The sequence below is a fragment of the Embleya sp. NPDC127516 genome (assembly GCF_044765325.1).
GTDB lineage: Bacteria > Actinomycetota > Actinomycetes > Streptomycetales > Streptomycetaceae > Embleya.
On sequence record NZ_JBIWJT010000029.1, the window covers coordinates 82,512 to 93,319 of the forward strand.

The following is a 10,808-nucleotide window of genomic DNA, read 5'->3' on the forward strand; positions in this document are numbered from 1 at the left end:
GTGACCGTCACACTGGCGATCGTCGGCGCCGGCGCCCGGGGCGCCGGCTATGCCCGGATCGCCGCCGCAGAGGGACTCGCCGCCCTCGCCGCCGTCGCCGATCCCGATCCCGCCCGACGCGGGGCCCTGGCCGCCGAGTTCGGCATCCCCGACGACCGGGTGTTCGCCGACTGGCGCGACCTGGCCGCCCTGCCCCGACTCGCCGACGCCGTGATCGTCGCCACGCCCGACCGCCTGCACGCAGACCCGGCCGTCGCGTTCGCCGATCTCGGCTACGCGCTGCTGCTGGAGAAACCGATGGCGCCCACCGAGCACGAAGCCCGGCGGATCGTCGACGCGGCCGTGCGCAACGACGTCCTGCTCGCGGTGTGCCACGTCCTGCGCTACACGCCCTACTCGGCCACCCTGAAGCAACTGATCGACACCGGTCGGATCGGCGACGTGGTCAGCGTCGAGCATCTCGAACCGGTGGGCTGGTGGCACCAGGCCCACTCGTACGTGCGCGGCCAGTGGGCCGTCGAGGCCGAGTCGTCCTCGATGCTGCTCGCCAAGTCCTGCCACGACATCGACTGGCTCGGCCACCTCGTCGGGCGGCCTGTCGCACGCGTGTCGTCGTTCGGCGGACTGCATCACTTCCGCGCCGAGAACAAGCCGGCGGGAGCCGGCGATCGCTGCGTGACGTGCCCGGTCGAACGCACCTGCGCCTACTCCGCACCACGCATCTACGAGCGCTTCCTCGGCGACCCGGTCCACGAGCAGTGGCCGCTCCGCGTGTTGACCGACGACGTCAGCACCGCGGGGCTGCGCAAGGCTCTCGCCGAAGGACCGTACGGCGCCTGTGTCTACGCCGGCCGCAACGACGTCGTCGACCACCAGGTGGTGAACCTGGAGTACGCCGGCGGCGCCACCGCCTCGTTCACCATGACCGCGTTCACCGCGCTCGACTTCCGTAAGACCCGCGTCTTCGGCACCCGCGGCTCACTCGACGGCGACGGCCGCGCCATCACCCTCCACGACTTCCTGACCGACGAGGTCGAGAAGTTCGCGACCGAACCCGACGGCGGCGCCTCGGCCGCGGACGGGCACGGGGGCGCGGACACGGAGCTGATGCGCGCCTTCCTCGGCGCGGTGGCGACCGGCGACCGGACACTGATCAGCTCGGGGCCGTACGAGACGTTGATGTCCCACCTCGTCGTGTGGGCCGCCGAACAAGCCCGCCGAGAAGGCACCGTGGTGACCATGGAGCATGCGTTGACACCGGCTGTGGGGATCTGAGGGCGCGGGGCCGGCATGCATCGGCACCGGGTCGAAGGGGGCGAACATGCCGGAGGGGTTCGCGCCCCGGGATCGCGACATCGCGTCGTCCCTCGAGTTCCCCCGGACGCAGCGCCGTTCGTGGCGCGGCGTCCGGGTATCGGACCGCAGGGTGACGCCGGCCGGTCCCAGCCGTCGACCTCCGAACGCGGTCAGGGTGCAAACGGTCCTGGTGATCGACCGCGCTGACCTACCCAACCCGGTCCCCGCCCCTCCAGGGCACAAGCTGCGGCACCTAGGGTTCCACGAGCTGACGTCGGTCCAGGTTTACCCGGCGGCCTCATCACCGAGGTTCCTCCCGCTCTCGACACGAACCTCGGCGATGACGATTCTGCCGCCGGCGGCGCTGCCGGCATCGGTGGCGAGGCCGCGGATCGCGCTTGCGGCGAGGAAGCGGCGGGTCGCATCAGGCGGCGTCGGGTCGCGATGGCAGGGCCGGTGGTGGGCTGGTCTGCGCTCATGGTGGTCTCCCCGAGTGGGTGCGAACCCCCGGGCGCGTTCGTGTCCTCCCCTCGGGCTCCCACGGAGGTTTTTCCGGCAACCGCCCCCAGACCGGGTAACCGTCTCCGGGCTGCTGGGTTGCGGAGTGCGCGTTTTCCGGCGGTTGTCAGGACCGGATCCGGACCGGACGAGTCGAAGGTGGGCGTTCGTGGCGGGCGATGCGGGCGGCAGAGCGAAGGCGGAACCGGCCTGTTTGCTGAGGGAGTTGTACGTACGGGCCGGATCACCCACGTACGCGAGATCGGTCCGACGGGGAGCCGGGCAGCAGCCGCCGGTGGCGTTGAGGGCCACCGTGCTCAGCGACTGGTTCAACGGACGCGGTGTACCGGCCGACCCGCTGCGGTTCGCGTTTCTGGTGACGTGGTTGGAGCACGAGGCCGCCCGCCTCGGCTACACGTACGTGGCGAAACCGGCCACGGCGTGGGAGCGCCTGCGGGACGAGGCCACGCGCGAACGCCGCCTCGCCGGACGACCCCACACACCCCGCGTCGGCAAACCCCTGGCCGTCGACACGGGGTTCGTGGGTCTGCCGGTCCGGGAGTTCACGGAGCCGTTCGCCCTGCAGGTACGTCACGCGGTCGACGCCCCCGAACACGCACGGGCCGGATTGCCGGTGCTGCCGGTGCTGTCGGTGCTGTCGGTGCTGCCGGTGCTGCCGGTGCTGCCGGTGCTGCCGGTGTACGTACCACGCGTCCACCACCGGGCGCTCCACGCGGCGGTGGAGCGCGGGCGTACGGTGACCCGAGCTCACGCCGGATTGAAGTCGGTGGCCTCTGCTTCGGCCGGGGTTCCGGCGCGGCGGTGCCGTCGCGTAGCGCACGGTCCGGCTCGACGAGATCGGTGGAACGCCCTCGCGTACCCGGTAGTCGGCCCGCGCCGTACTCCGGGCGGCAACCTCTCATGCCCCCGGTCACGCGTGGTTGCCATCGGGCCCCGTCTCGGGGCTGTGTCGTTCGGATTCAGGGCTTCGGGCTCTCCAGCCAGGTGGGATCTGTGACCAGGGCCTGTAGCTCGTTGACGAGGCGTGTCGAGTGGAACCCGTCTGCGGCGGCGTGGTGCACCTGCACTGCCAGAGGGAGAAGAACCCGACCTGCTCGCTCGGTGTAGCGGCCGAGCGTGAAAATCGGCGCGAGGTGGTCCCAGCCGTTGCCGATGTTGAGGTTGAACCCCGTGAAGGATGCCCACGGCAGGCTCGACACATCGAATGTGTTGGTCGGCGGCGCCCCCTGCGGAAATAACTCGGTGGCGAGACTGTGCTCCGAGAGAAGGGGAGCGGCGACGTCGTGGAACGCACCGAAGTCGCAATCGTAGGGGGCCCACACGCAAGCGAACGTCTCGCGTTCCGCATTGAAGACCGTGAAGGCCGGGTGCACGACAGGCCAGACGGCCGGCTCGCCCGCCCCGGTGAGGCACATCTTGAACTCGTCGTGCCGGTTCACGACCGTGGCGAGCGCCCAGACCTGCGCGACGTAGGACTTGCGCGGCGATTGACGCAGCGCCGCCGCGAACGCGGTCACGTCGAGCTCCACCGTCATCGAATACGTGCACGGAACGACCCGACGGTAATGCTCGAAGTGCTGGCGGCGCGGCCAAATGTCCAGGTCGATCGGGGTAGGAGCATCCATTTGCGCATCATGCCGGCCGTCGGGACTTGATCCGGAACCGGTCATCGGGACCCCCGGGTTCGAACGGAGGGCTGGTGGCCGATCAACGCCTCCCCCGGGCGCGAAACGGGCCACGGCCCGACATCCGACGACTGCCACAAACAAACGTCCACAGGGGCGGGAGGCAACGAAGGGCCGCGCCTCCATCACGCTCGCCGGCGGCGAGAGTACGCCCTCGTGGCTTTATCGAGCAGTAGTGACGTCACTTGTCGATGGGTTTGGGAGGCGCCCGGAACCACGGTCGGGTGATGTTGATGAGTTTGGGAGACATGGCATGTCTTGCCGGCGCAGCATCGAGATGCTCTTGGCGAAAGGTGCTGGTCATGCCGCAGATGTCGAAGGCCGAGCTGCACGCGCGCGATCCGGCGTGACCATCGCGGGGGTATGTCGATGCGGGAGCTTGAGCGCAAGCACGGCGTGCCGGACGGCCGGCCATCCCGCGTTTGCGGTGTCCTTTGAACGGGTCTCAAGAATCGAGCACGGCGGCGATGGCCTCGATCTCGACGAGTTGGTCCTGATAACCGAGCACGGTGACGCCCATCAAGGTGCTGGGGACGTCATGGTCGGCGAACGAGTCCCGGACCACCTGCCAGGCGGCCACCAGGTCCTGCCGCCGGGCCGATGCGACGAGAACCCTTGTGCTGATGACGTCCTGGAGCGACGCACCCGCGGCAGCAAGCGCGGCCTGCATGTTCTCGATCGCTTTCGCTGCCTGGCCCGCGTAGTCCCCGATCGCTGCCGTGGAACCGTCATCGTTCAGCGGACATGACCCGGCCAGGAAGATCAGGCGTGACTCGGCGGGCGCCGTGGCAGCGTAGGCGTACTCGGCGACGTCGGACAGGGAGGCGGAGCGGATCAAAGTAATGGCACGAGCCACGGTCGTGGGGCCTTTCCCTTGGGTGCTGAGCGCGGACATCCTGCCGGCATCCCGGCGGCTTCCGCCTTCCCTTTTGTCGCCGCCCCCACGGCAACGCCATCATTTCTGCTCGACATTCATGAATCGCATGATCACCAACCGACTCCGGAACCAATCGACAAACGCTGTTCCTGGAGATCAACGAAGCCGGCTGTCGATGAGCGTGTTCCGCAACAGCGCCCGGTCGGTTCCGACACGTGGGGGTGTCCGCGGCGAGGAGGGCGCGGGCATGGTCGCGGACGCGTTCGGTGTGCCAGTGGGTGGCGTGCACGCCCTTGAGGAGCGCGGTGAGCAGGGCGAACGCGGCGGAACTGTCCGGGTTTTCGGCGGCCCGGGCGGCGTTGACCGGCGAGGCGTCGGGGAGCGTTGTGGCGGCGGTGCGGGCGGCGAGGCCGACCCACGTGGCCGGGTCGAGCGCGCGGGCGTGCGCGAACGCCCCGGCGCCGGCGAGCCTTTCCGCGGGCAGGTCGGTGTCGAGGGCAGTGCGCCACACCTCCAGGGCGACGTCGACGAGCCGGTCGCTCGCGTCGTCGGGCAGGGCCCGGCGGTCTCCTCCAGCAGATCGGACCCGGCCCCGGGAGCGCCCGGCCCCGGGGCGAGAGTCGTGAGGGCGACGTCGAGGGGCGCAACGACGCCGGGGTCGCACAGGTGAACGAAGGCGACGTCGACGCGGCGGAAGGGCGGATGAAGGTCTGGTTTCGGTTCGTGCCGCGGGAGGGGTGGCTGCCTCATGACCGGGAAGTGTTGTGGGCCGTCCGGGTCGGCGACGACACCGCGCGTATCGAGAACGTGCCGTTCCTTCAGGGCGGCGTTGCCCAGGGCGACGTCGTGCGGCTCGTGAGCGATCACGAAGGTCTGCACTGGGCCGTCGGCCGGGTCGAGGCGTCCGGCGGCTGCACCATGCGCATCCTGCCGGTGCCGAGCGGCCCGCTCGGGCCCGGCGCGAAGGCCGTCCATGAGCGCTTCGCGCCGTTCGGTCCGGGCGGTGCGGCGTTCGGCGACGACTTCCCCTTGGTCGCGTTCGATGTGCGGGCCGACGCGGAATGGGCGGCATCAAGCCCTGCTTGTTCGAGGTCGGGCGGAAGGCTGGTGGCACGTCGAAGAGGGCTGCGTCAACGACGCCTGGCGGAAGGCGTAGAGGCAACGGCCCCGCTTCCCCGCCACACTGCGGACCGGACACCCGGCTCCCAAACCGCACCGAACGGCGCGAAGCCATGCAAGAGGCTCGAACGTGCCCGCCGCACCGGTTCGCCGCCGACGGGCACGTCGACCGCTTCGGGCGGATCCGGATCGAATCGGGCGACGGGTTGGTCGGGGGCGAACGCGGGGCCGTGCGTGGGCAAGGGGCATTCGGTGTCCGGCAGTCGGTGCCGGCAGTCCGGGCGGCCTCGGGCGCAGTGGCACACGAGCCGAGCGGATCCCCACCCGGGATCGGCCGAGGGAGGCGAGCACCGGGGACGATGCGCGGGCGGTGTCTCAGAACTCCCCGTGTCCACCGGCGGAACCCCCGCTGCGGGCAATGGCCGTGACGACGGTGAACAAGAGGGTCCCACCGAGCCACAACAGGACCGCAGACACATCGAGGGATATCGCGATATCGGTCCTGCCGTCGCCGAAGTACACGTTCAACAGGCCCCATACCAAGGTGTCCTCGGCCCGGATCAGAGCGTAGACGAGTTCACCCACGACGGCCGCGCCCCAGAGGGAGGCTGCGACGGAGGCGCCTACCCGGACGGCGGAGCTATCGGAGTTGCTCATGGCGTAGGCGTCCCCTTTCCCGTGACGCACCCGTCCGGCCGAGGGCTCGGGCACCGGGCGCGGCAAAGCACGATTCGGCGAGGCCGGCGTCCCGCTCGGGGCGCGACCGTTCGAATGGACCGAGGCACCCGAGGTGCGGGGCGCGCCCGGCGGAGAGGTGGCAGGCAGTGCTCTGGTAAACCCTAGGGCGAATCCCGCCCCACGCACAGGACTTCGGCAGTTCGTGGAGTGGAGTACCCGGACCCGTTCTGGAGCCTGCGGGGATGGCTCGTCGTGTACCGATGGAGCGGGGCAACCACCGCCCGACTGCACCTGCCCGAAGCCGCGGACAGACCTGGTCACCGTCGTCGGGGGCCGGCACCTGCGGCACCCGCTCCGCCGCGACCCCGGGACCGGTCTCCGCGCCCCACGTCCCGCACCGCGCCCGGGCCTTCGCGAACCTGGTCGACCGGGCACCGCTCGGGGTGGCCCATCCCGCAGAGACGTGTCAGCGCCGGCGCAGTTCCACGAGCATCAATGTCGGGTCGTTCCCGGCCAGGTTTGGTCCGTTGGTCACATAGGCCCGATTCCCTCGAATGACGACGGCCGTGGTGCCCTGCATGCCGCGAAGTACCGGCACTCCCAGGCCTCCCGCCTCGACAGGTCCGATGATCCGTCGAGGGGCGAGGTGATCGATAAGGATGCGAACGGTGTTGTGCCGGAGGAGCGGTTCCGATCGCCGATACACAGTGTTCCCGGTGCCACTCTTCATGCTCATGGTGGAAGAACTGCTCTCCATGAGCGTTCCATCCCGCGGGTTCCGTCTGCTCCCATGGCGGGCCATGGGAATTGATGGCGATTGTTCCCGGGTTCGGGCTGGTCGGGTCGGGCCGGTCGGCACCGGTGGTCCTGGTGTCGGGTCTGCGTGGTGAAGTGTGGCCCTGTGACAACTACGACGGCAGGGAGCACTTCTTCCGATGACCGCACAGCCCGCACGCCCCGAGCACAGAGGTCCCGAGACCGCCTCGGTCATGCGTATCTCGCCCTTCAAGCCTTCTCTCGTCAAAGCGGTGTTCAGGGACGTGACGCCGATGCACGTCTCCCGGTCGGCCGCGTGGGCCGCCGCGTCGGTGACGTGGACAGTACTGAGCGAGATCATCGACGGCGCGAGGAGAGCAGCGGCGGAGGAAGCTCGGAAGAAGCTGGTTCCCGGGGACCTTGTCTCGGCAATCGGCCGGAACATCGAACTCGAGGTGGGCGACACGTGGTACCACCACAGCCCGACGTTTCGAGGGCTGACCGGTGTCCTATATGACGCCGAGGGTGTCATCGTGCCTTCTCGTAAGCGCAGCAGGTCGCGCAAACCGAGTGCTGTGGTCGGCGCCCACAGGTTCGAGGCCGGGGTGAAGAAGCTGCTGCGGAGCCAAGGGGCGACGGCCGTCCCCGCGATGGTCCGCGACCTGGACGGAATCGCAAGCGTGTTCCTGACGGACCTCGCCCGGGACGCGGCCATGGTCGTCCGGGAGGGCGGGGTCAAACGCTTCGGCGCGGTCACCCTGGCGATTTCAGGTGAACCGGCCTCGCCCCCGTTTCTCAAGGACTCCCCCCACGCCTACTCCGCCCGCAGGGGGGACGGGCGGACCATCGGCAGGGATGACATCCTTGCCGCCACCACGATTCAGCTGTTCGGCGGCGACCTCAGGCAGCGAGCCCTCACCGAGGCACGCGAGGCGACACAGCACACATAGGCCGGCTGAGCGGGTACGACCGACATCGCCGCCCGCTCCGCCGTCCCGCCTCCCGCCCGTCGTTCACGGCAGGGCCTGCCAGGCGATACGCGACTCCGGTCGCTGATGGCCACTCACACCGCCGATGTCCCATCCTGGGGACGTTCGGGCAGATCACGGCCGGAGCGCGTATCCCAGGGCGGGATGGCACGTCGTCGCCTCCCCGTCGGAGCGCGGCGGGTTGGCACAGTTGAACTCGCCGGGCAGCCGGGGCCCACGGTGGGTGACTCCGGTTCGTGCTCGGCATGTTCGAACGGTGAAGCACGCCATCCGCGCCGGCACGAACTCGAAATGCGCCCCACGGACATGCTCGCCCACCACACGACTGAAGCCCCGCGGGGCGACCTGTGGCCTCAACCGGATCCGGCAGCACGCACCTGCCGTCCGGCGGCCGACCAAGGCGGAGCGGGACGCGCCAGGTGGGGCACTGCGGACCACCGCGCCCGTACCGTGCACAACGAGACTGACGGGCCCCGCCCCGCTCGGCCCGCGGGCACCGGCAACCCGGTCCGCGACGGCGTTCCGTCCGGCGCGGGCGCGGGTCGGGTGTCACACGTCGGGGCGGCCGTGGCGCGCGACCAGCCCGCGTTCCTCGCCTGGGCGAGGGTGACGCGGCGGGGCTCAACCCTGCGGGCGGCTCCGACGCTCAGCCGATTCCCACGGTAAAGGCGCGGACAGAACCAGCGCACCTACGCCGCCGACCGTGCCCGCGGTACGGGCAGCGCGGCGGTCGGTGACGTTGTCCAGGTGGGCGCGTGCGGCGATGACGAAGGTGGCCCCGCCGGCCACGAACCACGGCCCCCACAAAAACGTGTAGCAGCGGCTGACCGACCGCAGTTCGGGATCGATGTCGACGAGGTCGGCCCGATCGAGCAGCCCGTGCACCACGAACTCCGCGCCGTGCCAGACCAGGAGCACTCCCGCGCCCGCGCCTCACGCCGCGAAATGCACGAGGCGCTCCATGCCGCCGCCCCAGGCGCGACGGCGCACCAGCGCCAAACCCAGAAATCCGCCGGTCACCTTGAGCACACCCGTCACCCACAGCACCGCCAGGAAACCCGGGTTCCGGTCCCGTGCCTGCTCGATCAGCGACGGCGCGAACGACGGACCGGCGCCGCGGCCGCATCAGGTGCCACCGCATGGGCGAACTGCCACAGGCTAAGCGAAGGGCGACTGCGTGCGAAGACATCACGATGCCGGAATGCGCCTCTCCGCGCGGCCAGGCCACAGACAACCCACCGGTACCGGTGCGCCTGCGGGCGAGGGACGGGGGCGCCCGAGGCGGGAACCGGCAGGCGCGGCCGGGAGCCGGCCACAGCCACACACAGGACGCGAGGGCATGCTGCGCGTCCTCGACCATATCCCGCATCCGTGAGCGGCCTCGCGGACGGCCGCCGGGATGCGCCGGGCCGAACCGTGATCGGTTCAGGGGCTCGATGTGTCCGACGGACGCGGGATCATCGTGCAGACGGTCGCGGAACCCGTGCGGCGCAGCCGGCCGGGTGAGCCGGCCGAACACGCCCTCGGCGCGGGGGCCTTCACTTCGAGGAGACGTCCGATGGCGCCCGATCCCGGCCCCACGAGCGGCCCGGCCGAGTTCGGCGGGCCCGGCATCAGTCGACTCTTTCTGCGATATGAGGACAGCGTTTCGATGCCGGCGGTGCTGCTCTTCCGAGTCGGCAGGGCCGGCCGAATAGTCCCGGGCGACATTCTGCAAGCGTTTCTGGCGGCCGAGTTGCGGAGCGTGTCGCCGCTGCCCGGGGCCCGGTGGGAGTGGTTGGGCGTGCTCGTACGCACCATTCGGATCGACCGGTCATGGTCCGAACGGCCCGGTAGCCTGCTCGCCGACGCGGTCCGCCGAGCCTCACTGGACCGGGGCGCGGAGTTCGCCGAACTCGCCGAGGCGTGTGCGGCTTGGACCAGGGTTCAGGCTCTGGCCGTGATCGACGCCTGCCAACGCGACGACATCGCGGCTCTGCCGACGCGCGACCGGGTCCAACGGACCGCGGACGCCCGAGACTTCGGCGTCGACCCCACCGGTGACGCCGATCCGCGCAGATGGTGAGGTTGTTCGGCCTCACCGGTGTCAATGTTTCCAGAAGTCGCGTTCCGGCAATCGAACCCACCGGTCGGGGGGTCCGACGACCGCCCGCGGTCCCGTCGGGCGCAGTCGCGCGAAGGCGCAGGTGAAGGCCACCGCGTGGTACTGGTGGAGGTAGGAGGCCAAGACCTCCTCGGGGGTGTCGTCCTCGTACGGTCCGCCGCCCGGATGCAGGTCCCAGCCCTCGATGGCCCCGTCGCGCGCGATCGCGCCCTGGTTGCCGCTCTTGGGGTTGGCGTAGAGGCCGTAACAGACGGTTCCCACCGACAACCGGGTCGGCACGCCCGGCATCTTCGGCGCGTAACCCCACGGCTGGGTCACGGCGCAGCCGCCCGGCACGGACGTCACACCGACGATCCGCAGGATCTCGTCCCGTTCGACGGCGTGCGGATCCTCCGGCGCCGCGTCGATGATGTCGGCCGATGCGGGTGTCGCCTCAAGGCGGCGGATCGCCTCGGCCGCGTCGGTCCGGGCCACGCAGGCCAATCCCGTGCCCTCGAAGACGAACTCGACTACATGGAACTGCACTGGCGCGGGGACGAGTTGCTGTTTCAGGTCCTGACCGAACGCGAGGACGAGAACAGCGTCGCCGCCGCCTCCGCTGAGTCGTTTGGAAAAGCGCCGCCGCACGCCGTTCCCTGCACCCCGGCCCACCACTTCCCACGAGACAGGAACGACCCCGACTTCCGCACCAAACTGCGGATCGGGGCTGCCCCGGCCCGGGAAGAGAAACAGGCCGGGGGGCCTTGTCCGACGTGAGCCTCCGGTCCTTTCGTTCTCCCCGGCCC

9 protein-coding genes and 2 pseudogenes are annotated in these 10,808 nt (G+C 70.2%); 6 read left to right on the top strand and 5 right to left on the bottom strand.

Features of this window, described 5'->3' with window-relative positions; translation table 11 throughout:
• Positions 1-1,275 carry a Gfo/Idh/MocA family protein gene (locus ACIRL2_RS39265; RefSeq protein WP_402238833.1) on the top strand — a complete coding sequence of 425 codons (1,275 nt, stop codon included), beginning with the start codon at positions 1-3 and terminating at the stop codon, positions 1,273-1,275.
• A gap of 814 nt (positions 1,276-2,089) precedes the next feature.
• Entirely contained in the window at positions 2,090-2,812 is a 723-nt protein-coding gene (locus tag ACIRL2_RS39270) for a hypothetical protein (RefSeq protein WP_402238836.1), read from the top strand.
• Here the strand turns inward: ACIRL2_RS39270 and catA are convergent.
• Entirely contained in the window at positions 2,775-3,440 is a 666-nt protein-coding gene (gene catA / locus ACIRL2_RS39275) for a type A chloramphenicol O-acetyltransferase (RefSeq protein ID WP_402238837.1), read from the bottom strand. The genes ACIRL2_RS39270 and catA overlap by 38 nt on opposite strands.
• Before the next feature lie 505 nt (positions 3,441-3,945).
• On the bottom strand, positions 3,946-4,356 hold the full coding sequence (locus tag ACIRL2_RS39280; RefSeq protein WP_402238913.1) for a RidA family protein: 411 nt from the start codon (positions 4,354-4,356) through the stop codon (positions 3,946-3,948).
• A 723-nt stretch (positions 4,357-5,079) separates the two neighbouring features.
• Here ACIRL2_RS39280 and ACIRL2_RS39285 point away from each other — a divergent pair.
• A pseudogene (locus tag ACIRL2_RS39285) lies at positions 5,080-5,533 on the top strand (DUF4265 domain-containing protein).
• Between the two features lie 338 nt (positions 5,534-5,871).
• Here ACIRL2_RS39285 and ACIRL2_RS39290 read toward each other — a convergent pair.
• A complete protein-coding gene (locus ACIRL2_RS39290) occupies positions 5,872-6,153 on the bottom strand; it encodes a hypothetical protein (protein WP_402238840.1) in 282 nt (93 codons plus the stop codon).
• A 956-nt stretch (positions 6,154-7,109) separates the two neighbouring features.
• On the opposite strand from ACIRL2_RS39290, the gene ACIRL2_RS39295 reads away from it, so the two are divergent.
• A complete protein-coding gene (locus ACIRL2_RS39295; protein WP_402238843.1) occupies positions 7,110-7,880 on the top strand; it encodes a hypothetical protein in 771 nt (256 codons plus the stop codon).
• A gap of 660 nt (positions 7,881-8,540) precedes the next feature.
• Here the strand turns inward: ACIRL2_RS39295 and ACIRL2_RS39300 are convergent.
• Positions 8,541-8,837 (bottom strand): hypothetical protein, encoded by a 297-nt coding sequence (locus tag ACIRL2_RS39300; RefSeq protein ID WP_402238844.1) that lies wholly within the window; start codon positions 8,835-8,837, stop codon positions 8,541-8,543.
• 640 nt (positions 8,838-9,477) lie between these two features.
• On the opposite strand from ACIRL2_RS39300, the gene ACIRL2_RS39305 reads away from it, so the two are divergent.
• Complete coding sequence (locus ACIRL2_RS39305; RefSeq protein ID WP_402238847.1) at positions 9,478-9,984, top strand: hypothetical protein; 507 nt, start codon at positions 9,478-9,480, stop codon at positions 9,982-9,984.
• Positions 9,985-10,005: 21 nt separating this feature from the next.
• Here ACIRL2_RS39305 and ACIRL2_RS39310 read toward each other — a convergent pair whose 3' ends face one another.
• Positions 10,006-10,548 (bottom strand): hypothetical protein, encoded by a 543-nt coding sequence (locus ACIRL2_RS39310; RefSeq protein ID WP_395870790.1) that lies wholly within the window; start codon positions 10,546-10,548, stop codon positions 10,006-10,008.
• Here ACIRL2_RS39310 and ACIRL2_RS39315 point away from each other — a divergent pair.
• A pseudogene (locus ACIRL2_RS39315) lies at positions 10,522-10,635 on the top strand (AAA family ATPase); the annotation flags it as partial. The gene ACIRL2_RS39310 and the pseudogene ACIRL2_RS39315 overlap by 27 nt on opposite strands.
• Positions 10,636-10,808 lie beyond the last annotated feature (173 nt).